23 protein-coding genes and 1 tRNA gene are annotated in these 22,797 nt (G+C 69.5%); 8 read left to right on the plus strand and 16 right to left on the minus strand.

Annotation, left to right across the window (positions count from 1 at the left end):
• Positions 1–93: 93 nt before the first annotated feature.
• A complete protein-coding gene (locus tag ABIC28_RS16615; protein WP_354579862.1) occupies positions 94–2,043 on the minus strand; it encodes a dipeptidyl-peptidase 5 in 1,950 nt (649 codons plus the stop codon).
• An 87-nt stretch (positions 2,044–2,130) separates the two neighbouring features.
• Between ABIC28_RS16615 and ABIC28_RS16620 the strand changes: the two genes are divergently transcribed.
• Entirely contained in the window at positions 2,131–2,730 is a 600-nt protein-coding gene (locus tag ABIC28_RS16620) for a hypothetical protein (RefSeq protein WP_354579864.1), read from the plus strand.
• A gap of 6 nt (positions 2,731–2,736) precedes the next feature.
• Here ABIC28_RS16620 and ABIC28_RS16625 read toward each other — a convergent pair whose 3' ends face one another.
• The 4 genes from ABIC28_RS16625 to ABIC28_RS16640 all read right to left on the minus strand — a co-directional run bounded on the left by ABIC28_RS16625 (position 2,737) and on the right by ABIC28_RS16640 (position 5,617).
• Positions 2,737–3,111, minus strand: coding sequence for a hypothetical protein (locus ABIC28_RS16625; RefSeq protein ID WP_143548434.1), 375 nt, complete (start codon positions 3,109–3,111; stop codon positions 2,737–2,739).
• Positions 3,112–3,831, minus strand: coding sequence for a WXG100 family type VII secretion target (locus tag ABIC28_RS16630; protein ID WP_097211786.1), 720 nt, complete (start codon positions 3,829–3,831; stop codon positions 3,112–3,114).
• Positions 3,831–4,142, minus strand: coding sequence for a type VII secretion target (locus tag ABIC28_RS16635; RefSeq protein WP_179800530.1), 312 nt, complete (start codon positions 4,140–4,142; stop codon positions 3,831–3,833). The genes ABIC28_RS16630 and ABIC28_RS16635 overlap by 1 nt, the downstream gene beginning before the upstream one ends.
• A gap of 80 nt (positions 4,143–4,222) precedes the next feature.
• Positions 4,223–5,617 (minus strand): carotenoid oxygenase family protein, encoded by a 1,395-nt coding sequence (locus tag ABIC28_RS16640; RefSeq protein WP_354579867.1) that lies wholly within the window; start codon positions 5,615–5,617, stop codon positions 4,223–4,225.
• 116 nt (positions 5,618–5,733) lie between these two features.
• Here ABIC28_RS16640 and ABIC28_RS16645 point away from each other — a divergent pair, with 116 nt between their 5' ends.
• Positions 5,734–7,041: a pyridoxal phosphate-dependent aminotransferase gene (locus tag ABIC28_RS16645; RefSeq protein ID WP_373560251.1), complete on the plus strand. Its 1,308-nt coding sequence runs from the start codon at positions 5,734–5,736 to the stop codon at positions 7,039–7,041.
• Positions 7,042–7,063: 22 nt separating this feature from the next.
• On the opposite strand, the gene ABIC28_RS16650 is transcribed toward ABIC28_RS16645, so the two are convergent.
• Positions 7,064–7,258: a hypothetical protein gene (locus ABIC28_RS16650; protein WP_097211573.1), complete on the minus strand. Its 195-nt coding sequence runs from the start codon at positions 7,256–7,258 to the stop codon at positions 7,064–7,066.
• A gap of 229 nt (positions 7,259–7,487) precedes the next feature.
• Between ABIC28_RS16650 and bluB the strand changes: the two genes are divergently transcribed.
• From bluB to ABIC28_RS16665, 3 genes are all read left to right on the plus strand, one after another.
• Complete coding sequence (gene bluB, locus ABIC28_RS16655; protein ID WP_097211574.1) at positions 7,488–8,117, plus strand: 5,6-dimethylbenzimidazole synthase; 630 nt, start codon at positions 7,488–7,490, stop codon at positions 8,115–8,117.
• A gap of 86 nt (positions 8,118–8,203) precedes the next feature.
• Positions 8,204–8,884, plus strand: a complete 681-nt coding sequence (locus ABIC28_RS16660; RefSeq protein WP_354579870.1) for a helix-turn-helix domain-containing protein — start codon at positions 8,204–8,206, stop codon at positions 8,882–8,884.
• Positions 8,881–9,372, plus strand: coding sequence for a hypothetical protein (locus ABIC28_RS16665; protein ID WP_097211576.1), 492 nt, complete (start codon positions 8,881–8,883; stop codon positions 9,370–9,372). The genes ABIC28_RS16660 and ABIC28_RS16665 overlap by 4 nt, the downstream gene beginning before the upstream one ends.
• On the opposite strand, the gene ABIC28_RS16670 is transcribed toward ABIC28_RS16665, so the two are convergent.
• The 4 genes from ABIC28_RS16670 to ABIC28_RS16685 all read right to left on the minus strand — a co-directional run bounded on the left by ABIC28_RS16670 (position 9,323) and on the right by ABIC28_RS16685 (position 13,512).
• Positions 9,323–10,735: a cytochrome P450 gene (locus ABIC28_RS16670; protein ID WP_097211577.1), complete on the minus strand. Its 1,413-nt coding sequence runs from the start codon at positions 10,733–10,735 to the stop codon at positions 9,323–9,325. The genes ABIC28_RS16665 and ABIC28_RS16670 overlap by 50 nt on opposite strands.
• Entirely contained in the window at positions 10,735–11,958 is a 1,224-nt protein-coding gene (locus ABIC28_RS16675) for an MAB_1171c family putative transporter (RefSeq protein WP_354579873.1), read from the minus strand. Before ABIC28_RS16675 ends, ABIC28_RS16670 begins: the two co-directional genes overlap by 1 nt.
• Positions 11,959–11,966: 8 nt before the next feature.
• Positions 11,967–12,491, minus strand: coding sequence for a hypothetical protein (locus ABIC28_RS16680; RefSeq protein WP_143548435.1), 525 nt, complete (start codon positions 12,489–12,491; stop codon positions 11,967–11,969).
• Between the two features lie 361 nt (positions 12,492–12,852).
• A complete protein-coding gene (locus tag ABIC28_RS16685; protein WP_354579875.1) occupies positions 12,853–13,512 on the minus strand; it encodes an AMIN-like domain-containing (lipo)protein in 660 nt (219 codons plus the stop codon).
• Between the two features lie 180 nt (positions 13,513–13,692).
• On the opposite strand from ABIC28_RS16685, the gene ABIC28_RS16690 reads away from it, so the two are divergent.
• Positions 13,693–14,982, plus strand: a complete 1,290-nt coding sequence (locus ABIC28_RS16690; RefSeq protein ID WP_502945025.1) for a YibE/F family protein — start codon at positions 13,693–13,695, stop codon at positions 14,980–14,982.
• A 45-nt stretch (positions 14,983–15,027) separates the two neighbouring features.
• Here ABIC28_RS16690 and ABIC28_RS16695 read toward each other — a convergent pair whose 3' ends face one another.
• From ABIC28_RS16695 to ABIC28_RS16715, 5 genes are all read right to left on the minus strand, one after another.
• The gene (locus ABIC28_RS16695) at positions 15,028–16,311 is read right to left on the minus strand and encodes a DUF7159 family protein (protein WP_209928400.1); all 1,284 of its coding nucleotides are present in this window, start codon (positions 16,309–16,311) and stop codon (positions 15,028–15,030) included.
• Positions 16,312–16,459: 148 nt separating this feature from the next.
• Complete coding sequence (locus tag ABIC28_RS16700; protein WP_209928398.1) at positions 16,460–17,782, minus strand: UDP-glucose dehydrogenase family protein; 1,323 nt, start codon at positions 17,780–17,782, stop codon at positions 16,460–16,462.
• Between the two features lie 99 nt (positions 17,783–17,881).
• The gene (locus tag ABIC28_RS16705; RefSeq protein WP_354579878.1) at positions 17,882–18,400 is read right to left on the minus strand and encodes a hypothetical protein; all 519 of its coding nucleotides are present in this window, start codon (positions 18,398–18,400) and stop codon (positions 17,882–17,884) included.
• Positions 18,401–18,441: 41 nt separating this feature from the next.
• Positions 18,442–20,160, minus strand: coding sequence for an alpha/beta hydrolase (locus tag ABIC28_RS16710; protein ID WP_354579880.1), 1,719 nt, complete (start codon positions 20,158–20,160; stop codon positions 18,442–18,444).
• A complete protein-coding gene (locus ABIC28_RS16715) occupies positions 20,160–20,465 on the minus strand; it encodes a hypothetical protein (RefSeq protein ID WP_143548436.1) in 306 nt (101 codons plus the stop codon). Before ABIC28_RS16715 ends, ABIC28_RS16710 begins: the two co-directional genes overlap by 1 nt.
• A 225-nt stretch (positions 20,466–20,690) precedes the next feature.
• Between ABIC28_RS16715 and ABIC28_RS16720 the strand changes: the two genes are divergently transcribed.
• Positions 20,691–21,980 carry an acyl-CoA dehydrogenase family protein gene (locus ABIC28_RS16720; protein ID WP_179800531.1) on the plus strand — a complete coding sequence of 430 codons (1,290 nt, stop codon included), beginning with the start codon at positions 20,691–20,693 and terminating at the stop codon, positions 21,978–21,980.
• A gap of 50 nt (positions 21,981–22,030) precedes the next feature.
• Here the strand turns inward: ABIC28_RS16720 and dcd are convergent, their stop codons facing one another.
• A complete protein-coding gene (dcd, locus tag ABIC28_RS16725) occupies positions 22,031–22,609 on the minus strand; it encodes a dCTP deaminase (protein ID WP_097211587.1) in 579 nt (192 codons plus the stop codon).
• A 77-nt stretch (positions 22,610–22,686) separates the two neighbouring features.
• Here dcd and ABIC28_RS16730 point away from each other — a divergent pair.
• Positions 22,687–22,757, plus strand: a tRNA-Gly gene (locus ABIC28_RS16730).
• Positions 22,758–22,797: the final 40 nt, after the last annotated feature.

Consider the following 22,797-nt stretch of genomic DNA (forward strand, 5'->3'; position numbering starts at 1 on the left):
CACACCCTCTCCCGAGATCGCACACCCTCTGGCACCGGAATACCCGTGCGACCTTGCCAAAGGGTGTGCAAGCAAGACGAAGCGCGACGACGGCTACGGACGCCAGAGCTCGAGCCGCGGGATCCCGGGCGTCTCGAAGCCGAGCACCTGGCCGTAGAACGACAGCTCCGCCTCACGCGAGCTGACGATGGTCTCCACCTTCCGGAAGCCGTGTGCCTCCCCCTCGTACGCCAGGTAGGCGTGCGGTATCCCCTTGCGGACCATCGCATCCCGGAACCGCTCCGCCTGCGACGGCGGCACGATCGGATCCGAGAGGCCCTGCAGCAGCAGCACCGGGCAGGAGAGCCCGTCGACATTGTTCACCGGCGCCCGCCGCGCGTAGAGCTCCTTGCTCTCCGGCAGCGGACCGATCAGGCCGTCGATGTACCTGGACTCGAAGTCGTGCGTCTCCTGGACGAACAGCTCGAGCTCGGCGACGCCGTAATACGAGGCACCACAGGCGAACACATCGGAGGTCGTCAGCGCCGCCAGCACCGTCCAGCCGCCCGCCGAGCCGCCCTCGATCGCGAGCCGCCGCGGATCGGCAAGCCCGACGTCGGCCAACCCGCGGACGGCGGCGATGGTGTCCTCGACGTCCACGATCCCCCACTGCCCACGCAGCCGGTTGCGGTACTCGCGGCCGTATCCGCTCGATCCGCCGTAGTTCACATCGATCACGCCGATCCCGCGGCTGGTGAAATACGCGAACACCATGCTCAGCGCGGGCGCGACGTGTGCGGTCGGGCCACCGTGCACGAACGCGACGTACGGCGGCAGCTCCCCATCCACCCCCGCGTAGTCCGGGTTGCGCGGCGCATAGGTGTACGCGTGCACTTCACGCCCCTGCGGCCCGGTGACCGTGATCGGTTGCGCGGTCGGCAGATACGCGACATCGGGCAGATCGTCGACGCCGAGCCGGACATCGGTGACCGCACCCGTGCCCAGGTCCAGCAGCCGCAGCCCGCCAGGCGTCTGCGCGCCACCGCTGCGCAGCAACACCCGATCGCCGCGCACGTCCGTGATGCCGAGGGAGGTGAGGTCGCCGAGGTCGAGGTCCCGGATCGAGCCGTCGGATGGGTCGACCAGTGCCAGCGTGTCCGTGCCGACGGTGCGGGTGGCGAGCAGGCGACCGTCCGCCAGCTCGGCGTACCAGCGGACACCGAGATGCCAGAGGGGCGCGCCGAAGTCCGCGTCCAACGGGCACACGGGTTGTGGCGGCTGAGCACCGAGATCCACCCGGTACAGGTTCCACCAGCCGCTGCGGTCGCTGATCGCGTAGAGGGAGCCGTCGTCGAACCACTGCGGCTGCAGCACCGACTCCTCGGGCCCGCCGAGCAGCACCCGGCCCGGGCCGCAGACACCGTTTTCGTCGAGCTCGGCGACCCGCAGTTCGGTGCCGTCCCATGGCATCTGCGGGTGGTCCCAGGCGATCCAGGCGAGTCGCCTGCCGTCGGGCGAGAGCCGCGGGTAGGCCAGGAAGTGCGAGCCGGACACCACCGACCGCAGCCGTGCGGGATCGCCGCCGCCGGAGCCGTCGAGCGGGATGGCGCAGATGTCGCGACGTACCTCGCCGTCGGCCGAATGGGTCTCGCGTACGCACCACACCTCGTCGCCGACGACGCTCAGCTCGCCGTACCGCAGCCCCGCGCGGACCGCGGGCGGCGGCGTGAGCGGGATCGGGTGCTCACCCGGACGGAGCGCGTACACGCGTTGGTCGCTGAACTCCGCGAACACCAGCCGACCGTCGTGGGTGACCGTCCACCCGCCGCCGCCGTACTCGTGCACCCGGGTGCGGGCGTTCCACGGCGGCGGCAGCACGTCCTCGGGCTCCCCGCGCCTGCCCGCGCGCCGGATCGAGGTCCGCCCGCCCTCGCTGGGACGCAGCTCGGACCACCAGATCTCCTCGCCGACAAAGTGGCCGGCGTCGACCGGGTGCCCGCTGGAGGCGAGGTCCGCGGCGGTGATGGGCGAGAGCCAGGAACCGTAGGGTGCGCGCTGTGGCATGCGGTCCAACTTAGGCCGAGTCGCCGACAATCGCGCACAGCGGCGGCCAGCCGGGTCGACTCGAAGGCGATAGTCCAATATGTATTCGTGGGGGATCAAGAAGCAGTCAAGCTGTCGACACGGGCACTGGCCGGTCGAGGGGTGCCATCGGCAGAGGCCTCGCATCGCAAGGGGCCATACCTCTATGTTCTGGAGGAGCGGGCCCCCCGAGCATGTTCAGCGCATGGGCTTCCGGAATCGCGGCGCGTCAAGATGATGGTGAGGACGAAGCCGTCGGCGTCCAGAGCACCCGGCCGGCGCTTCGGCATCACCGCGAATATCTTCTCGACGGCCGCCGGCGTGTCGGAGGATTCTCAGCACGCTGTCCTCGTGAAGGCCCGTTGGCCGCTGTGCCGGCAATGCGATCTCCGCCGCCGCGTCTATTTCGGATCGTTCTTGCTGATGCTCGCGTCGGGTCTGCTGGCACTGATCGCTGTGGTCTTGATCCGCGCGACGGGCGATGCGAGCCCCAGCCTGATCTGGCCATTTCTGATCGGGCTGGCCCTTTTTTTGGGTTCAGTGGTTCCATTCGTCCTCGGCTCGCTGCCCAGATTGACGGGAACTCACGCTGCCGCCGATGGCTCAGGGCTCATCGTGGAACACCCGGACCCCAAGTTCATTCACGCATTAGCCATTCGAACTTGCTGAGACCTTCTACCAATCCGAGCTCAAAACTCCACGGGACCCATAGCCTTCATCCTCGTCCGCAGGTTCAAGATTCGGTGAAGTCGCGCCGAGCCGATCGAGTTGACGTTGACCTTCCACCGCCATCGCCTCTCGATCGGTGTCACTGAGCTCACGGTATTGCTCAGCGAAGGAATCGACCAATGGGCTGAGAACCCGCTCGAATGAATCCGACCCAACCAAGTCCCGCAGGCTTCGCTTGCCCGCGACCGCATCTGCGATGGCCGCCTTGAACTCGGCGTCCTCACTCCGTTCTGCAAGGAGTTGCATGCAGGCCTTCAGGTGGGACGAAAGTCCACGATCACCCCGGGCAATATCCACAGGTATGTCAGTTTCAGAGTTCATTCAAACCCCCGGGTGATCATAGGAGCGTGTGGGAAGGACATTGGCCTCCAAGTCCTGCAAGCCACCGAGACTGCCTGCGATGACCCCAATCGTGCCTTGTGCGGCATTCCAAGTATTCGAATGGAGAGTCAATACCTCGCCCCACACGCCCATCGCCTTGGCGATCGTTGCGACCGCCGCGGCTCCCGCGAGTACCGGACCGATGACGGTCACCCCTGTCGCGGCCGCAGCTGCCATCTCCAGGGCAGCTGCGATGAGTAGATCCAATAAGAACTCCCACAAGCCCTTGATGGCCTGCGCCGTCTCATACATTCCGGTCGACATCATCTTCAATTGGTCGCCGATCTCACCAATGACATGTGCCTGGCCGTTCACAGAACCACTGAACCGCGAAAAGTACTCGGCCGCCGCGTCGGCTGCATGCCCATCCCACGAGTGGTCAACACCCTCCATCCCGATGCGGACTGCGGCAGCGTAGCTGCGGTTGAACTCGTCGAGGTTCGACAGCGCTTGTCCCGCTTTGTTGACGGCTTCCCAGTCCCCCGCAAACTGCTCTGCCACCCACTCCCATGGGTTGGTGCCTGTCGCCAATGCGGCCGCTTGACCCAGCCAGTACGACACGCTGATGTACTGGGATGCGCCGAGGATGTTCTCCACCAGGTCCGGTACGGGATCCATGGATGCGGGATCTTTGAGATGCTCGATCGGGTTTGGAGGCATCACGACTCCTGATACGTAGCGTCGAGTTGCCCTGCGGTATTAACATCCGTGACGCGGTACGAATTAGCGGCTCGGCCGAGCTCGTTGCCCGCGTCACCACTCAGCGTCGTCAGAGTCGCGTAGGCAGGCGTCAACGTCGACAGCACATCCGAGATCTTCTCGACCACAGGGGCAAAGAGACGACCCTCGGCGTATCCGATCTGGAGCCATTTGTTCAGGTACTCCTCGGCCTGCGATGCCTGTGTGGCCAGATCAGCCAATGTTGCTGCGAATTTATCCAGGTCATCCGGATTGACTCTGAAATCTGCCATTTCGCCCCCGCGCATTACCCCTGCACGCCCATTCGACGCGCTCCCGCGCAGAATCTATCAGCGACCGCGATATCGACACATCACGCGGGCAACCACGCCCCGTGCAGCCCGGCGGGCACCCGGAGCGGCAATCGCGCCCTGCCGAGCGGGCCCGATCCGGGATCCTCGGCGGGGAGCACACAGAACCACGACGACATGTCGGCTCGGTCGGTGCCGATCATCCCCCAGTAGTCGTGTGCCGCACCGGGCATGAAGACCGGTTCGCCCACCGTGAGGCTGCCCGGATCCCAGTGCGCCTCGGATCCCGACGGCCCGAAGAACCACAGAGAATCCATCGGGCCCTCTGGGCCTGCGAGCTTGCCGACGGTCGCGACGGTGCCGTGGCCCCTGGTGAGGCTGCGGTCGTCGATGCGGGGGAATTCGACGTCCCTGTCCGACACGGCCGTTCGCTGCACCGCGCCGGTCTCCGGATCGATCACCGCCCGCATCAGCGTGCCGACGTTCGGGTGATCGGCGTCCGCGAACCCGCCCGGGTACGACCATTGCGCGTAGTCGACGCTCACCCGCCCGTCGGGCAGGTCGAACCCGTTCGCGAAGTGCCACACCCAGAACGCCTCGCAGCTCGCCCACCGGACCGGGCCGCCGTCGCGCGGGATCAGGGCCACCCTGGTGCCGTCATCCGGCCGCCAGTCCAGTACCGACCCGCCGGTGAGCAGGCCGGCCATGTCGAAAGCCAACGGGCACACCAACAGAACGATGTAGCGCCCGGTCAGGGCCATGTCGTGGATCATCAGAGCCTTGTCCATCCCCGCGACCGGTGTGGGCGGGCGGGCGAGCGAACCGTCGGCCGCGACCACGGACCAGGTCAGGTATGGCGGATCGAGCAGGTAGTTGAACAACACCAACTCCCCGGTCGTCGGGTCGATCTTGGGGTGTGCGGTGCTGCCGACCGCCATCGCGCCGTCGCAGCTCTCCGGCCCGAGGGTGCGCAGATCGGCTGGGTCGAGCAGGTAGGGCCTGGTGGTCTCGGCCATCGCCATCAGCCGACCACTGTGCCGGACCACGTTGATGTCCGGCAGTTCGCGCGGCGTCCCGGCCAGCTCGGGCCCGACCTCGGCCTCGCTCGGCGTGTACAGGTCGGTCACGCCTGCCCAGATCGCGTGGCCGACCTTCTCCTCCGCCACCACCATCGGCGTCCGGACGAAGCGGTTGGTGTACCGGGCGGCACCGTCCGCCAGCTCGATCCGGTGCACCATGCCGTCACCGTCGAGCGGGTAGACGTAGCGGCCGATCGGGTCGAACCGCGGGTTGGGCCCGTTGCGCAGGTACGCGCCGCGCAGGTCCGACGGCAGCTCACCGACGATCTCGAGGCCGCGGACGTCCACCTCCTCCCGCTGCGGCTCGAAGATCCCCGTCAGGTGCGAGTGGTGCGCGAGGTCGACGGGCGCGGGCCGGGGAAAGCTCGGTGCGTTCATGGGAATGCCAGTTCCGTGCGGAGTTCGTTCCGTCTTTCAGGGTCCTCTCCCCTGGTGCCGCCGAACAACGATTCCGTGGTGCGGACCGCGTCCGATCAGCCCGTTACCTGCGCCACATGCGGGGTAGCGGGAGAAATCCGCTTGAACCGGGGTGGCACCATGGACCGGTGACCGTCTCGGAGCCCTCCCACCACACCCACATCCAGCCGCGCGTGCTCAACCAGTCCGCGAAGCTGCAGAACGTGCTGTACGAGATCCGTGGACCGGTACACGCGCACGCCGCCCGGCTCGAGGCCGAGGGCCACCGCATCCTCAAGCTGAACATCGGAAACCCGGCCCCGTTCGGCTTCGAGGCGCCCGACGTGATCATGCGCGACATGATCGCCGCGCTGCCGACCGCGCAGGGCTACTCCGACTCCAAGGGCATCCTGTCCGCCCGCCGCGCCATCGTCACCCGCTACGAGCTGGTCCCGGGCTTCCCCGACCTCGACGTCGACAACGTCTACCTCGGCAACGGCGTGTCCGAGCTGATCACGATGACGATGCAGGCGCTACTCGACAACGGCGACGAGGTGCTGATCCCGGCGCCCGACTACCCGCTGTGGACCGCGACGACCAGCCTCGCGGGCGGCACCCCGGTGCACTACCTGTGCGACGAGTCCGACGGCTGGAACCCGGACATCGCCGACATCGAATCGAAGATCACCCCGCGCACCAAGGCGATCGTGGTGATCAATCCGAACAACCCGACCGGCGCGGTCTACACGGCCGAGGTGCTGAGCCAGATCGTCGCGCTGGCCCGCAAGCACCAGCTGCTGCTCCTCGCCGACGAGATCTACGACAAGATCCTCTACGACGACGCCAAGCACATCTCGCTGGCGACCCTCGCCCCCGACCTGCTCTGCCTGACGTTCAACGGCCTGTCCAAGGCCTACCGGGTGGCCGGGTACCGCTCGGGCTGGCTGGCCATCACCGGCCCGAAGGACCACGCGGCGAGCTTCCTGGAGGGCATCGACCTGCTCGCCTCGATGCGGCTGTGCCCGAACGTGCCCGCGCAGCACGCCATCCAGGTGGCACTCGGCGGGCACCAGAGCATCGAGGAACTGATCCTGCCCGGCGGCCGGCTGCTCGAGCAGCGCGACGTCGCATGGGAGCGGCTGAACATGATCCCGGGCGTCACCTGCGTGCGGCCGAAGGGCGCGCTGTACGCCTTCCCCCGGCTCGACCCCAACGTCTACGAGATCCACGACGACGCCAAGCTGGTCCTGGACCTGCTGCTGCAGGAGAAGATCCTCGTGGTCCAGGGCACCGGGTTCAACTGGCCCAACCACGATCACCTGCGGATCGTGACCCTGCCGTGGGCCCGCGACCTGGCGGTCGCGATCGAGCGGTTCGGCAACTTCCTGGCCGGCTACAGCCAGTAGCAGGAGCGCTTCGGTGCGGGCGTCAGCTCGAACCGAACATGATGAAGTTCGCCACGTCTGCGAAGGCGTTCCAGACGTTGCTGAGGAACACGATGGCGGCACCGGCGATCGGTCGCAGCGATTCCGGTACCCCCGCCAACGGGTCCGGCCCCGGAGGGTTCGCCGCCGCAACTCCCGAACCGAGGAGCGACAGCACGCCGACGAGCAACAGTGTCAAGGCAACTCGAATCCTGTTCACACTCGGTCTACCGACCGGAGCAGGCGAAGCGTTACCGGCGTCGCACAGCATTTGACGAGATCGCACACCCATTCTTCGCCCAGAACGTGTGCGATCTCGTCACCGTGTGTGCGTACTGGTCGAGGGTGCGCCGCGGCGGCCGGGGCGTCCGATCGGCTACCGTCAGTGGGGTGTGCGCACCTCGGACTTTCCCAGCAGGACAGATCGCATGACCGGCGAGCCGCTCTCGGTCTATGACGCCATCCGGATGCGCCGCGACGTCCGCGCCGAGTTCACGGGTGAGCGGGTCTCCGAGGAGCAGCTGACCCGGATCCTGCAGGCCGGGCACTGCGCGCCCAGCGTCGGCAACACCCAGCCCTGGGACTTCGTCGTCGTGCAGAAGCCCGAGACGCTCGATACGTTCGCCGAGCACGTCGCGGGCTGCAGGCGGAACTTCGCCGACTCGCTGCCGCCGGAGCGCCGCGCCACCTTCGACCCGATCAAGATCGAGGGCATCCAGGAGTCCGGCACCGGCGTGGTGGTGACCTACGACGCCAGCCGCGGCGGCGCGAACGTGCTCGGCAGGCACACCGTCGAGGACACCGGCGTGTTCTCCGCGGTGCTCGCGATCCAGAACATCTGGCTGGCCGCGGTCGCCGAGGGCATCGGCGTCGGCTGGGTCTCGTTCTACGAGGAGGACTACCTCACCGAGCTGGTCGGGATCCCGTCCCCGGTGCGGCCCATCGCCTGGCTGTGCGTCGGCCCGGTGTCGGAGTTCCAGGAGACCCCCGACCTGGTGCGCTTCGGCTGGCGGGACGGCAGGCCGCTCTCCGAGGCCGTGCACCGCGAAAGCTTCTGAATCAGGCTCCGCCAAAAGCCACAAACAAGCGACAAAGCAATGGTCTCGATGTTGGTTGGGTGACCCAGACAACATAGGGTGCACTCATGGTCTCCGAGAGCAGAGCGCGCTTCGGCAGATTCGTCTCCGAACGCCGCCGCGCCCTGAACCTGACCCAGGACGAGGTCCGGGCCGCGGGTGGCCCGTCCGACGCGGCCCAGACGCGGGCCGAGAACGGCACCGGCCCCGAGCCCAGCCAGCGCACCCTCCGACGCCTCGACACCGGCCTGAACTGGGCCGCGGGCAGCGCCGCCCGCACCCTGCTCGGCGGCGTGCCCGACCCGCTCGAGGCCGAGCCCGACCGCGCCACTGGCAGGCCGCGCGGCGCGACCGGGTTCGGGCCCGAGTCCGTCGCGGTGTCCGTCGAGATGATCGCCGACCTGCTGGCCCCGCACGCCACGCTCAATTCGTTCCGCGACCGGTGGTCCGAGGTCACCGAGGACGAGTTCGTCAAGGCCACCGACGCACTCAACGCGGCCATCTCCCGGATCACCGGCGTGTATGTCACCGACATGCTCGAGCGCAACGGCGGCCCTGGCATCCCTGTGCCCGCCCTGATCGAGTTCGCCTTCGGCCACCACCTCGACGAACCTGTCGGTGAGGATCCGGCCGACGCCGAGGAACGGCTCTACCGCCGGTGGCTGGCCGGCCGGCCGATCGACGCGGACGCCGACCTCGATTCGAGGTTCCGCCGACGGTGGCAGGCACGACGAGGAGCAGACGCATGACCCACGCGGACGTACAGCCGATTCCCCTGTCCACCCGAGTCAACCGGTTGTTCGAGTGGGGACACCGGCGCGGCGACCCCGAGCAGACGAACGAGGAGGTCGCGCTGGCGCTGGGCGACCGACTCCGGCGCCCCGTCGAGCCGCGGATGGTCAAGTCCATCCGCGACGGCAGCCTCGCCGATCCGCCCCTCGACCTCCGCGATGCCGTTGCCGACCATTTCGAGGTCTCACGGGCGTACCTGTCCGGCAGCGACTACGGGTACGTCGACACCCAGGTCCGGCTCTGCATCAGCGCCCGCGACGCCGGGGTGAGGAGCCTGTCGATGCGCTCGCTCACCGACCCCGACCCGGCCGGCGGGGCGCTGCCCCGTCAGGCAATGGAGGAACTGATCGGGTTGCTGGCGCGGCTCGGCGGGGCGAGCGGAGCGACGGGGGATGTCACGGACGGACCCGGCGGCGCACCCGCAGCCGGAACCCATCCGGCTTGAGGGTGAGCTGCTCCTTGACCCTGAGCTGGTAGCCGGGTTCCGGCTCGAGGTCGTAGCGCTGCACGAGCAGCGCCAGCGCCAGCACCATCTCGTGCAGCGCGAACTGCCGGCCGATGCACGCCCGCAGCCCGGTGCCGAAGGGCTTGTAGACGTGGCCGGGGCGGGACCGCACCTTCTCCGGTAGGAACCGGTCCGGGTCGAAGGTCTCGACGTCGGGCCCCCAGACCGGATCGCGGTGCAGACCGAGCACCAGTACGAACGCCCAGTCGTTCTCCGCGAACCCGTAACCCCCACCATCGCTGTCACCGCCGATCGTCGTGTCGGCGACTGCCTCCCGGAAGTAGCCGGGAGCGGTCGGCCACAGACGCATCGTCTCGTCCACCACCCGGCGCACGTAGCGCAGCTTCGCGACCTGCTCGAAGGAGACCTCCGGCCGATCGGCGCCGGGCCACAACGACTCCACCTCGGCCCGCGCTCTGGACGCAATCTCCGGGTTCTGCGCCAGGAAGTGCAGCGCGAACGCCAGGGCATTGGCCGAGGTCTCATGCCCCGCGACGAGGAATGTCAGCACCTGGTTGCGAATGTTCACCTCGTCGAGCCGCTCGCCCGTCTCGGGGTCGGCTGAATCCAGCATCAGGTCCAGCAGGTCGGGGCGACTTGTCTCGTCGGGGCTGGCGCGCCGCTCGGCGATCACCTCGTCCACGACGCCGGCCACGTACGCGATGTCGGCATCGTTCTGCCGCTCGGCCTTGCCCGCGAACAGCGAGCGGAACGGGATCGGGATCGCGGTCTGTTCCGCGTGCCGCAGCGCCCGTAGCATCGCGCCGACGAACGGGTCCTCCTGATCGCCGTGCGCGCTGCCGAACGAGTCGAAGCTGTACCCGAACCCGGCGCGGCCGATCATCTCGAGCGTCAGTTTGCTCATCTCCGCGGGCACGTCGACGAACTCCGTGGTGGCGTGCTCGTCCCAGCGGCCGATCAGCTCGCGGGTGGTCTCCAGCATCGTCTGGTGGTAGCCGCGCATCGCCTCCCTGGTGAAGCCCGGCATCAGGATGTTGTGCGCCTTCGACCAGTTCGGCTCGTGGTGGAACGCAGTGAACAGGCCGTCGGCGACGATGGTCCGCAGCTTCTCCAGCGGCCGGCCGACGTGCTTGCGGAACCGCTTCTCGTCGTTGATCTCCTCGACCAACTCCGAACCGGTCACGAACGTGAGCTTGGTGCCGACGATGACACGCTGATAGATCGGTCCGAGCCGCTGATGCTGCCACAGCGTGCGCTGACTGGGGGCGCTGCGGTCCATCCCGAGGATGTCGCCCACGAGGGGGACTCGGCGCGGTGGGTGCGGGATCGGTCGTGTCTCCATCAGATGGCAGAACCCGCGCTCACCACTGGTGGGCCGGGGACCGCGCTCCTCTCTCGGGTGTCGGGGCGGCGAAGGCCTCGGGCCTCGCTCGGTTCGGTTGCTCGGGAGCCGGTCTGGTGCGCGATGGTCGCGGCGAGCCGCCAGCTGCGGGCCAGGCGCAGCAGCGCGCGTGTCTCGTCGACGAGGTCGTCGTGCGGGGTGTCCGCCTCCCCCGCGCCCGTCGCCTCCAGCGGGGGACCCCCGGTCCGCTTCCGCTCGCAGGCGCGCAGCAGCGGTACCGACCGGCGGACCGCCGACCTGGTGTCGCCGTCCAGCCCGCGGCGCTCCAGCTCATCCTCCAGATCCGCGTCGACGGCGGCCGAGGTGTACGGCTGCAGTTGCATGGTGGCGTCCCAGATCTCGACGACCGTCCGGTGCAGACGCTCCTCGAACCCGGATGCCGGCAGGACCACCTGGGGTACCGCGGCCGTCAGCGTCGACCACATCGGTTCGAGCTGACGCAGTTCCCGTCGGCGCATCCACATCGCGATGACGGGCACCATGCTGACCACGGCGATCAGGGCCACCTCAGGGAGGAAGAGGACGTCGTTGGATCCGGCCCGCCACCTCGTCAACGCGTTGTCCACCTGGGCGGCCGAGAAGAAGGCCGCGACCGGCCTCGCGACGTTGTCCACCAGGGAGAACATGCACATCACGCCCACAATCACGATCATTACCAACTCGAGCCAGCCGGGTCCGGACCGCAGGAACTCGTAACAGATCACCAGGGCCACACACACCGCGACGACAATCGGGATCGAGTACAAGACGAAGTAGACCGCGCACTGCCAGCCGCCCGCCGCCTCGATCGTGAGGCCGGCATCCCGGGACTTCTGACTCAGCATCAGCAGCGAGACGCCCAGCGCGAGCGTGATCGCGTACACCGCCGGCTGACGCCAGTACGGCTCGTCCGCACCCTCGTTGAGCGCTGTGGCAAGGCCGAGGATGGCGGCGCCTGCGAGCATCACGCAGAGGTGCGTCAACGGCCGTATGACCGCGATGTCGGTGAGATGTGGCGCGAGGGCGGACTGGACCTCCGGCACCCGCAGGGCCGCCGGCACCGCCCAGAAGAGCAGGACCAGATTGATCCGGCGCTGCGCCAGTGCCTCCCGCATCACGGCCAACCGGATCAGCGTGATCACCCAGATGCCGACCAGCAGCGGCCACATGATCGCCGCGGGCATGGTGGAGGTCAGCTTCGGCTCCAGACCACATTGTTCAGCCGCGACACCCGCACCGACTGCTTGGCGCCGGCCTTGGACCGCGCGCTCACCGCGCCCGAGTCGGCCAGGAACAGCCGCGTCGCGAGGAGCTCGGCTTCCTGCTCCACCTCGTCGTCGTAGGCAGCCCGGCCGAGCAGCGAGCGCACTGTCTCGGGCCGCACGTCGGGGGCCAGCTTCTGCAGCGTCGTCAGGTCGACGTTGAGGCCGGAATCGCCGCGGAGGATGTGGGCCAGTTCGTGGTAGATGATGTGCCTTCGCAGGTAGACCGAGGCATCTGCGGCGTACATTACGACATCGTCGTGTTCGCGACCGATCCACAACCCGCATGGAGCGCCCCTGATCACCGCGGCGTCGACCGGCTCCAACCGGATCGGTCGCCCGCGCTCGGCCTCCATCCAGCCGATGAAATCGTCGAAGGACCAGGGCCGCTCGATGGGCAGCGCATCCATGAACGCGTCCACCCGCCTGCGCGCGACTTCCAGTGATCGGGCCACCGGCGAACCCTATCGAACGGGGCTCGCGGTAGGCCCCGGAGGCTAACTGGACGGCCGACTACCCCCCCACGATGACAGCCAGATCCGCGCCATGTACATTCACACAAGACACCTTGTGTGTCCAGCAAGCCCGATTGCCCCTCCCCCCCCTGTGGGCAATCGGGTCGGTGGCGGGGACACACCCCCCTGTTCCCCGCCACCGCTGCAAAACTTCCCCGAATTCGGCGCTGACCACTCGCGCTCCCGGGTCTCCCAACCGAGTAGGCGCTCCTCAGCGCTGGTTTCGGTGTGTTTCCGCATCGCGTGCGCGGCACAATTGAAGCACACGAAGCCACAAAAAAGCCACACAGAGGCAACATTCTCAGGACGAAATCGCGACGGTGATGGCGGTGCGGTCGACCGACGCTTCGACCGTGACCGTGGGCGTACCGCTCCGTGTTCCCACGAAGGACTGCACCAGCGCGCTGCCGCTCGGGTAGCCGAGAACCTCGACCACGGAAGACGCCTCGCCCTCGGGCGATATCCGCATCGGCACCTCGCGCCGCAACGAGTCGATGTTCGAGTCCACGCCGGTCAGGTCGATCTGCAGAACGCACGCACCCGAGATCGACACCGGTTCATCCGTGCCGTGCAGGAGCGGCATCTGCACGAAGCGGGCGCTCCACCCCATCGATCCATCTCCGCCGAGACCGAACACGATGGTGTCCGCGGCGGCGGTCGGTTCGATCTCGATCGAATCCAGGGTGGGTAGAACGGGCGCGGGCGATGGCTGCGCCCCTGGTTCCACGGGAACCACGTCGGGCACGGTGGGCAGGGTGGGCACCACGTCGGGGACGGTCGGCAGCGACGGCGAATCGCCGACGAGGAGCTGCCCCGAGAACGACTCGAACTGTTGACACCGCAACCCGTGCGCCTCCCCGGCAGGGTGATCCGGGTCCGGCGCTCCACACGCGGTGGACACGGCCAGAGCCGGAAGGACCAGGGCCACCGCGCTCACCCAGGTTCGCGTGGGTACGTCCACAGTGCGGTTCCCCCATCGTCGGCATCGGCGGTCACCGGGTACATCGCCGTCGGGCACCGAGCCGTTCCACACGGCGTTCCGGGCTCGGGAGCGGCCCGGTCTTCCGTCCACCCGAGGTCGGTACCCTGGCCGGATGCGTCGACAGGGCCGCGCGGCCACCATCCGGGCGAGCAGGCCAACGTGACAGAGCTGCGAAACGGCCACCACGGACATGGACACGGGCACGGGCACAGCGGTCCGATCCCGGTCGGCCCGGTCGCCGCCCGCGTGGTCGTCGGACTGCTCGTCGCGATCGGCATCGCGGTGCTCGCAGGCGCGGTCGTCCTGTGGCCGAGCAGCCGCAGCATCGACATCCCGCTGCCCTTCCAGACCTCCGGCGGCGGCGCCGTCGTCACCGAGGCGGGCACCGTCACGCTGCAGGACATCGGACCGTGCGGAAGCGCCTCCGCCGGTAGGCCCTTCACGGGTTCGCCGCAGCCTCCGCCGAACGACTCCTACCACTGCCAGCGCAGCCTCATCGACATCGAATCCGGCCCGAACGAGGGCACGACGACGCTGCTGGAGATCGGGCCCGGCCCCGGGCAGCCGGATCTGCGTGTCGGGGACAGCATCCGGCTCGTGCGCCAGACCGATCCGTCCGGTGCCACCATGTACTCATTCGAGGACTTCGCCCGCGGGCTCCCACTGCTGCTGATCGTCGCAGCGTTCGTGATCGTCATCGCCGCGGTCGCCCGCTGGCGGGGCGTGCGCGCCCTGCTCGGGCTCCTCGTCGCCTTCGGCGTGCTCGTCGGGTTCATGCTGCCCGCTCTGCTCGACGGCCAGCCCGCGATCCCGGTCGCCCTCGTCGGCGGCGCCGCCATCCTCTACGCAGTGCTGTACCTGGCGCACGGGGTGAGCCTGCGGACCAGTTCGGCCCTGCTCGGCACCCTGGCGTCGATGCTGCTGGCCGCGCTGCTGTCGTGGGTCACGATCGAGATGACGCACCTGACGGGGCTGTCCGAGGAACAGAACACCAACGTGCAGACCTACATCGAGCACGTGAGCATCACCGGCCTGCTCTTCGCCGGGTTCATCATCGGCTCGCTGGGTGTGCTCAACGACGTCACCATCACCCAGGCCTCGACGGCGTTCGAGCTCGCGGGCATCGAGCGCGAGGCCACCCGCCGCCAGATCTTCGGCTCCGCGATGCGCGTGGGCCGCGATCACATCGCCAGCACCGTCTACACCCTGGTGCTGGCCTACGCAGGCGGCGCGCTGCCGCTGCTGCTGCTCTTCAGCGTCGCCGGCCGCTCGATCAACGACGTGCTGCTCGGTGACGCGGTCGCGATCGAGATCGTGCGCTCCTCGGTCGGCGGCATCGCCCTGGCCCTGTCCGTCCCGCTCACCACGGCGATCGCGGTGATGCTGGCCCGCCCGCCGCGGTCCGGCGCCGCGGCCACCGGGCGGCCGGGGGGAAGACACGCGCGCTGACGCCCCGGCCGGGGCGCCGCCACGCGGCGTGCTCGACGTCCGGCGTCAGCGGACCATGCCCGGCGGCAGCTCGACGCCCGGCGGCACCTCGATCTGGATGGGGTCCGGCAGGTTCAGGTAGCGCCGCGGCGGCGGGCCAGGAACCGGCGGCGCCGGGTTCGCCGAGGACGACTCTGCGGCGGGCGACGGCGCAGGGGCACGCGAGGGCGTCGACGTCGGCGGTGTCGTCGTCGTGGTGGTCGGGGGCGCCGAGGTCGTGGACGGCGTCTCGCGGTCCTCGGTCACGGCCGTGGCGCGGCCCTCGCCCTGGGTGGTGTTGGCACCGTCGCGCCCCATGGACAGGCCGATACCGGCGACGACGACCAGACCGGCGGCCGCAGCCCCCGCGATCGCGAGCTGACGCCGGGACGCGCCACGGGTCCGTCGCGGGCTCGGGGCATCGGTGAGGATCCGCTTGGGCTCCGGCACCGAGACCGGTGTCGCCAGCATGGCCGCGCCCTGCGCCGTCACCATCTCCGGTTCGGCGGGCACCACCGTCGGAAGGTTGAGCCAGGTGCGCAGGATGGACTGCACGAGCGGGATGTGCGCGCCGCCGCCCAGCAGGACCACCGCATCGGGATACCGGCCGGACGCCGCGATCACCCCGCGGGCGAACCGCGCAGAACCCTCGACGGGCACCACGATCATCGATTCGAAGGTCTCCCGGGAGAGCAGGATCAACCCGGCCTCGCTCGGCACGGCGATCGCCTCGCTGGCGGAGAGCTGCTCCTTCGCGAAGCGGCACCGCTCGTTGAATGCGGTCGCCTCGTCGGCGCCCACCGGCGAGACGATGCCCTGCGCGCCCGCCTGGTGTTCGCTGATCAGCCAGTCGAAGTAGTCGCCCGCGATCTCGGTGCTGCGCTCGGTGGCCAGCACCTCCCCCGAGGCCCGGTCCACCACGCTGACCGTCAGGCCGGAGCTGCCCAGGTCGTAGAGGACCAGCGTCCGGTAGTCGTAGATCTCCCCGGTGGCCTCCAGCCGGACGATCGCGGCCGTGCTCGCGGGGATCAATTGGTAGTTGTGCAGGCGCTGGCGCGCCATCGCCTGCTGCATCGCGTCGGCCTGGCGCTGCGTGGCGTACGCGACCCCGGTGGCGCCGACGGTCTCGCCGCCCTGCGCGAGCAGCACCCCGATGGACTGGGCGGCCGTCTCCTCGGCGCGGTGCGGCACCGTCGCGATGACCTGCCGCTGGAACGCCTCGACCCCGCCAGGTCCGCGGCGGGAGGCGACGTCGGGACGCGCCATCCGCACGGCACTGGACCCCACCGACACACCCAGAACCGCACTCATCGAGCCGCCTTAAATCGGGGTTGCACGCAGCCGACGCTCGAATCGCGCGCACTTGGACCACGTGAGCATAACGAACGAGTGTCCAGTTGCACCCTCCGCGCGGAGATGCCCCGGACGACGATCCGGCCGACTGTCCGGCTCACGCCCCTCAGCTGCGGCCGAGACCCCGGTACGTCCACCCGGCGGCCGCCCACTCAGCGGGATCGAGGCAGTTGCGGCCGTCGATGAGCACCTTCGATCGCACCGTCCCCGCCAGGTCCGCGGGACGCAGCGCCTTGAACTCGTCCCACTCGGTGGCGAGCAGCACCGCATCGGCGTTGTCACACGCCTCCTCGACCGAGGTCGCGTAGTTCAGCGTCGGGAACAGCCGGCGGGAATTGTCGAGCGCCTTGGGGTCGAACACGCTCACCACCGCGCCGTGCAGCTGCATCATCCCCGCCACGTTGAGGGCGGGCGAGTCCCGGACGTCGTCGGACTCCGGCTTGAATGCCGCGCCGAGGACCGCGATGTTCGCGCCGAGCAGCGACCCGCCGCAGGCCCTGGTCGCCAGCTCGACCATCTTGGTCCGGCGGCGCATGTTGATGCTGTCCACCTCGCGCAGGAAGGTCAGCGCCTGATCGGCGCCGAGTTCGCCCGCCCGCGCCATGAACGCCCGGATGTCCTTCGGCAGGCACCCGCCGCCGAAGCCCAGTCCAGCATTGAGGAAGCGGCGCCCGATCCGGGCGTCGTAGCCGAGCGCGTCCGCGAGCTGGGTGACGTCGGCGCCGGTCGCCTCACACACCTCGGAGATCGCGTTGATGAAGGAGATCTTGGTCGCGAGGAAGGCGTTCGCGGACACCTTCACCAGCTCCGCGGTCGGCAGGTCGGTGAGCAGGAACGGCACCTCGTCCTCGATCAGGCGCGCGTACAACCGACGGATCAGCGCCTCGGCGCGCCCGGCGCGGGCGGGGTCGACCCCGAGCACCAGGCGGTCCGGCCGCAGGGTGTCCTCGACGGCGAAGCCCTCGCGCAGGAACTCGGGGTTCCACGCGACCTCGACCTCCTCGCCTGCGGGCGCGAGTTCGCGGGCCCGCGCCCCCAGTTCGGCCGCTGTGCCGACGGGGACTGTCGACTTGCCGACGATCACCGCGGGCCGGTCCAGCAGCGGGGCGAGGGTGTCGATCACCGAGTGCACGTGCCGCAGGTCGGCGCCGTACTCGCCCTTCTTCTGCGGGGTGCCCACCCCGAGGAAGTGCAAGTCCGCGAACGCGGCGGCGTCGGGGTAGGAGGTGGTGAAGTGCAGCCGACCGGCGTCGATGTTCCGCTTGAGGACCTGCGCGAGGCCCGGTTCGTAGAACGGCACCTCTCCCCCGGAGAGCTTGGCCACCTTGCCCGGGTCGATGTCGACCCCGAGCACCTCGTGTCCCAACTCGGCCATGCAGGCGGCGTGCGTGGCTCCGAGATAGCCGGTTCCGAAAACGGTGCAGCGCATAGGTAGTTGATAGGCGCCCAGGGTTAGCGCAGCGGATACCCGGCGCAAGGGTCGCGGCAACAGCAGGTGTACATCCGGCGACGGCGGCCGAGCGGCCGGTCAGGGGCGGTCGATGACCTCGGGTTGGTCGGCGGAACCCGCGTCGGCGCGCGGAAAGCAGGCGGAGGTGCCCGAGACCGACAGGCTGCCCCGGCCGTTGTCGTGGGCAACGATCGCGGATCCGTCGGGCATGGTCGCGACCGCGGTCCGACCACCGCCCGTCGATCGGCGGACGAGCGGACGGTCGAGACCCTCCCAGTGGGCGGCGATCGCGTCCAGGTTCCGCGCGGCGCCGCCCTCCGGGATCCCGCTCACCCAGTAGTTGAGGGTGAGGAAGACCGGGCCGGCGGCGTCGCGGTCGTTGTCGTCGCATGGCGTGACGCCGCCGGGGTTGAACGCCCCGACGGGCGAACTGGGATGCGCCAGAGTCAAACTGGCGCCCTCGGGCAGCGCGGACAGGGCCTCGCCGAAGTGCTCGACCAGCGCGGCGGAGGCGGCGCCCTCGGTCAGTGCGGTGTCCATGTCGGGCTCCTCGTCTGAGCTGCAGGCGGCGGCGAGCAGCACGAGCGCACTCGCCACCAGCACCCTCCCGACGCCGGTTCTCGGTGCGATCTCGGGCCTCACGAGGGCCCGCCCATGCCGGCGATGATCTGTCCCATGCCCTCCAGCGACCGATTCCGCAGGTCCCAATATTCGCTGTGGACCCGGGGATTGGTCCCGAGGAGCGGGCCCGGATCGCCCGGGTCGCTGGCGAACACCCGACCCCCGAAGTCCGGGTCGGTCGGATTGGTGCCGTGCACGTGCCTGCCGGCCAGCGTCGCGTCCCCGAGGTAGGGCACCGGGTCCCAGCGGGCGGCGGTCGAGTACACGTGCGCGCCGACGTCACCTGCGTTGACGCCGTCGAGATGCAATTCCGAGACGTGCTCCGCGTTGACCCCGGGGCTGCCGACGAAGACCAGCTCGTCGACATCCAGCGATCCGCCGCCGACCGCGGCCGTGCCGATCACGGTGCTCCCGTAGCTGTGGCCGACGATCACCTGGTGCGCCGCCTGCCCCTGGTGCGCGGCCCGCAGTCCGTCCTGGAAACTGTCCAGCCGGGGCGCGCCCCGCTCGGCGAACCTGTCGAGCCCGGCCTCGGGAATGCTCTGCGGCGCGTTGTAGCCGTACCAGGTGACGACGGAAGTCGTGGCGAGCGGATCGGCGCGGGTCGCGGCGTCGAGCATGCGGGCGGACCGGTCGATGTCGCCCCCGATGCCGGCAAGGTGCGAGCCGGTGCCCGGCACGAGGGTGGCGACATTGTCGGCGAGGTCCGGGTTGCCGAGGGCGATCGCCGCACGCCCGTCGCCGTCGATGCCCATGAGAAGTCTCGGCGGCGCCGACCCCGCGTCGATGGCGCGGTGCACGGCCCCGTACTCGTCGATTTTCGCCAGGAGCGGCTCGCGTTCGCCCCGCCAGGCGTTGTACTCGGCCCAGGCCTTCCATGCCTTCTCGTCGCGGGAGTTGGACGCCGGCTGAGCGGGCACCTGCTCCCCCGCCGCCCATCCGGGATGCCGCGCGTTCACCGCGTCGAGCGCCGCCGCCGCCCGGGTCTGCAGGTCCTCGAGGTGGATCCGGTTGTAGCGATCCTTGTCGGCGGCCGGGAGGCCGTCCCGGTTGCCGACCTCCCGGTCGTGCGCGAACAGCGCGTCCTTCTCCTCGTCGGTCAGGCTCGTCCAGAACTCGTGGAGCTCCGCCGCGCCGGCGGGCAGGGTGGATCGCCCGTCGACGATGTCCTGGACGCGCGGGTCGGGCGCCCGCTCCCCGGGCACCAGATCGAACTCCGCGAGGCAGTCGGTCAGCGTGGCGGCGGTGCGGCTGTCGGCGAGCGCGACCTCGTCCAGCGCCCGGGCGATGTCCTCGGCGAGCTCCCGGGCCCGGGCATCGAGGACCCGCTGCGCGAGGGCGGCGTCGCCCGCCGCGGCGACGGTCAGTCCCGGACCGGCCGCGGGCGCGGTGACGGCACCCTCGTCGGACACCGCGAAGCCCTCGCCGAGCGCGCCGTCGATCACCGCGATGGCGTGCACGGCAGCGGATTCGATGGTCGCCGCGCCGCGCCGCAGCGACGAGGAGGTCTCCAGCAAAGCCATCGCGATCCTGTTGCCCGCGGACCGTTCCTCCACCGCGCGGTCCCAGGCACCGCGTGCCGCGTCGCCGTGCCAGATGTCGAGGACACCGTCGACGCCGCGGACCACGAGGGCGATCTGCTCGTCCAGCTCGGCGGCGGCGCGGGCGAGCTCATCGGCGGAACCGTTGAGGCATTGCGGATTCCAGCCCCGAAGCTGGGTGAGCGCGGGGCGCATCAGCCGCCCCAGGCCGGGGCGAGCAGGCTCCTGTTCCTGGCCTCGGCGTCGTCGTACCGAGCGGTGTTGGCGGCCGCGATCTGAGACATCACCCGGACCCTCGACCCGATCGCGCGCACGCCGGCCTCGATCAGGTCGGCCCCAGCGGCGTAGGCAGCGGCGGTGGCAGACCCGGCGAGCCCCTCGGCCGTGCCCCGAAACGCGGGCGCTGTGTCGATCTTTTCGATGGCCCCGGCCGCCGACTCCAGCGCCCCCGCGAGCCGTGCCAATGCGGCGGTGTCGACCGCCATCTCCCCTGACGTCATGGTTGCCCCCCAGCATTCAATCCACGTCATCCGCCAGCACCCTAACCCAGCCGACCGCGCGCCGGCGGCGCATTGAGAGAGGTAACCTCCGCCACATCCCGCTTGAGCGCTAACACGGGGTCAGTACCGATCGATAAGGTTCACGGCGGCGCTCCGGAGGGAGATCGTGCGCCGGCTGGGTCCCACTTCGGGCCACCGGCACGAGTTCAGGTGATAGGGGGTTCGGTGCCGGCATCCATCCGCATCGGGCAGGACGAGTTCGACACCGAGATTCTCGACCCGACGCGCCGGGATTCGCCCCGCACAGGCACAGGTTCGGCTGCGACAGTGGTGGATCCACACCGTCCCAGTGTTCGGAGCAGGGACACCGCGCCGCCCGTCGGCGCCCATCGCGGTCTCGATGAATGCGTGCGGGTCGCCGCGGTGTGGGCGGACGAGGTCGATCGCGAGGGGCGGTTCCCGGCGGAATCCGTCGCCGCGCTCAGATCTGCCGGGCTCTTCGGCGCAGCGGTGCCGACCGACCTCGGCGGCGCCGGGCTCTCGCTGACCCGGCTCGCCGCGATCACCCGCGCGCTGGGCCGGTCGTGCGGCTCGTCCGCGATGATCTTCGCGATGCACCAGACACAGGTGCTCAGCGTCGTCCGGCACGGTCGCAGCGCGTCGATGCGCGCGCTGCTCGCCGCCATCGCCGAGCACCAGCTGCTGCTCACCTCCGCCACCACCGAGATCGACGTCCGCGGCGGAGTCCGTTCCAGCGGCTGCGCGGTGGAGCACAGGGGCGACCGCGTCCGCCTGGCGAAGACGGCGCCGGTCATCTCGTACGGCGGGTACGCCGACGTGGTGCTGGTGACCGCCCGCCGCACCCCGGCCGGCGCGCCGAACGATCAGGTCCTGCTCGCCTGCCCGAGGTCGGAGATGAGGCTGACCCCGGTCGGCACCTGGCACACGATCGGCTTCCGCGGCACCAGGAGTCCCGGCTTCCGCCTCGCCGTCGACACCGGCTCCGGCGCGCTGCTCGACGATCCGTACGCGGAGATCTCGGCGCAGACGATGCTCCCGGCGTCGCACGTGCTCTGGTCCGCCGCGTGCCTCGGGATCGCCGACGCGGCCCTGCTGCGGGCCAGGCAATCGGTGCAGACGGCCCGACGCCGCTCGGCCGGCCCGGCGCCCCTCGGCTCGATCCGGCTCGCCGAGCTGGTGATCGCGCACCAGCAGCTCGTCGACACGGTCTTCGGGGCGGCCGCACGGTTCGAGTCCCTCGCGAAGAACCCGGCCGCGATGTCGACGGTCGGGGTGCTGCTGGAATTCAGCGCGGTGAAGGCGAGCGCCTCGACGCTCCTCATCGACCTGGTCGGCCGGGCGCTGACCATCTGCGGGCTCACCGGGTCCCTGCCGGGTCACGAGCCCGCGATGAGCCGACACCTGCGCGACGCCTACGGGACGGCGGTCATGATCAGCAACGACCGCATCCTGAACCACGACTCGCAGCTCGCCCTCATGCGCCTGGGACACTAGCGAGGCCCGGCCAATTGCGTTGCGGCCGGCCCTTTTCCGGCGGCGCGGGGCTACTGCGTCGGGGACTTCACGAAGTTCAGGTAGGCCTTCGACGGCGTCGGCCCGCGCTGGCCCTGGTACTTCGACCCGACCGCGGCACTGCCATACGGGTTCTCGGCGGGGCTGGAGAGCCGGATCAGGCAGAGCTGACCGATCTTCATGCCGGGCCAGAGGGTGATCGGCAGGTTCGCGACGTTGGACAGCTCGAGGGTGATGTGCCCACTGAAGCCCGGGTCGATGAACCCGGCCGTCGAGTGGGTGAGCAGGCCGAGACGGCCGAGGCTGGACTTGCCCTCGAGGCGCCCGGCCAGGTCGTCGGGCAGGGAGCAGAACTCCAGCGTCGAGCCGAGCACGAACTCGCCCGGGTGCAGCACGAACGGCTCCCCCTCCGCCGGCTCGACGAGGCTTGTGAGCTCGTCCTGCTGCTGAGCAGGGTCGATGTGCGTGTACCGGGTGTTGTTGAAGACACGGAACAGACGGTCCAGGCGAACGTCCACGCTGGACGGCTGAACCATCGAGTCGTCGAACGGATCGATGCCCAGCCGCTGGGTGGAAACTTCGGAACGGATGTCGCGATCGGATAGCAGCACAGCTAGAGGTTAGCGGTCTGCTAGAGTTGCCGCTCGCAGGGTCTTGCACTGCCTCATTGGCGGCAAAACCCCTGCATGCCGATGTAGTTCAATGGTAGAACATCAGCTTCCCAAGCTGAATACGCGGGTTCGATTCCCGTCATCGGCTCCTTCCTTCCTTCCTTCCTTCCTTTCCTTCCATCCATCGT

Source organism: Rhodococcus sp. PvR044 (genome assembly GCF_040548995.1).
GTDB classification, from domain to species: domain Bacteria; phylum Actinomycetota; class Actinomycetes; order Mycobacteriales; family Mycobacteriaceae; genus Rhodococcus_G; species Rhodococcus_G oryzae.

Excerpts from the sequence above, each read along its gene's own strand:
- ABIC28_RS16640 (WP_354579867.1), bottom strand. The coding sequence starts at position 5,617 with ATGAACGCACCGAGCTTTCCCCGGCCCGCGCCCGTCGACCTCGCGCAC.
- ABIC28_RS16700 (WP_209928398.1), bottom strand. The coding sequence starts at position 17,782 with ATGCGCTGCACCGTTTTCGGAACCGGCTATCTCGGAGCCACGCACGCC.
- ABIC28_RS16710 (WP_354579880.1), bottom strand. The coding sequence starts at position 20,160 with ATGCGCCCCGCGCTCACCCAGCTTCGGGGCTGGAATCCGCAATGCCTC.
- ABIC28_RS16715 (WP_143548436.1), bottom strand. The coding sequence starts at position 20,465 with ATGACGTCAGGGGAGATGGCGGTCGACACCGCCGCATTGGCACGGCTC.
- ABIC28_RS16630 (WP_097211786.1), bottom strand. The coding sequence starts at position 3,831 with ATGCCTCCAAACCCGATCGAGCATCTCAAAGATCCCGCATCCATGGAT.
- ABIC28_RS16695 (WP_209928400.1), bottom strand. The coding sequence starts at position 16,311 with ATGAGTGCGGTTCTGGGTGTGTCGGTGGGGTCCAGTGCCGTGCGGATG.
- ABIC28_RS16645 (WP_373560251.1), top strand. The coding sequence starts at position 5,734 with ATGCGGGGTAGCGGGAGAAATCCGCTTGAACCGGGGTGGCACCATGGA.
- ABIC28_RS16660 (WP_354579870.1), top strand. The coding sequence starts at position 8,204 with ATGGTCTCCGAGAGCAGAGCGCGCTTCGGCAGATTCGTCTCCGAACGC.
- ABIC28_RS16615 (WP_354579862.1), bottom strand. The coding sequence starts at position 2,043 with ATGCCACAGCGCGCACCCTACGGTTCCTGGCTCTCGCCCATCACCGCC.
- ABIC28_RS16665 (WP_097211576.1), top strand. The coding sequence starts at position 8,881 with ATGACCCACGCGGACGTACAGCCGATTCCCCTGTCCACCCGAGTCAAC.
- ABIC28_RS16635 (WP_179800530.1), bottom strand. The coding sequence starts at position 4,142 with ATGGCAGATTTCAGAGTCAATCCGGATGACCTGGATAAATTCGCAGCA.
- ABIC28_RS16625 (WP_143548434.1), bottom strand. The coding sequence starts at position 3,111 with ATGAACTCTGAAACTGACATACCTGTGGATATTGCCCGGGGTGATCGT.
- bluB (WP_097211574.1), top strand. The coding sequence starts at position 7,488 with ATGACCGGCGAGCCGCTCTCGGTCTATGACGCCATCCGGATGCGCCGC.
- ABIC28_RS16670 (WP_097211577.1), bottom strand. The coding sequence starts at position 10,735 with ATGGAGACACGACCGATCCCGCACCCACCGCGCCGAGTCCCCCTCGTG.
- ABIC28_RS16675 (WP_354579873.1), bottom strand. The coding sequence starts at position 11,958 with ATGCCCGCGGCGATCATGTGGCCGCTGCTGGTCGGCATCTGGGTGATC.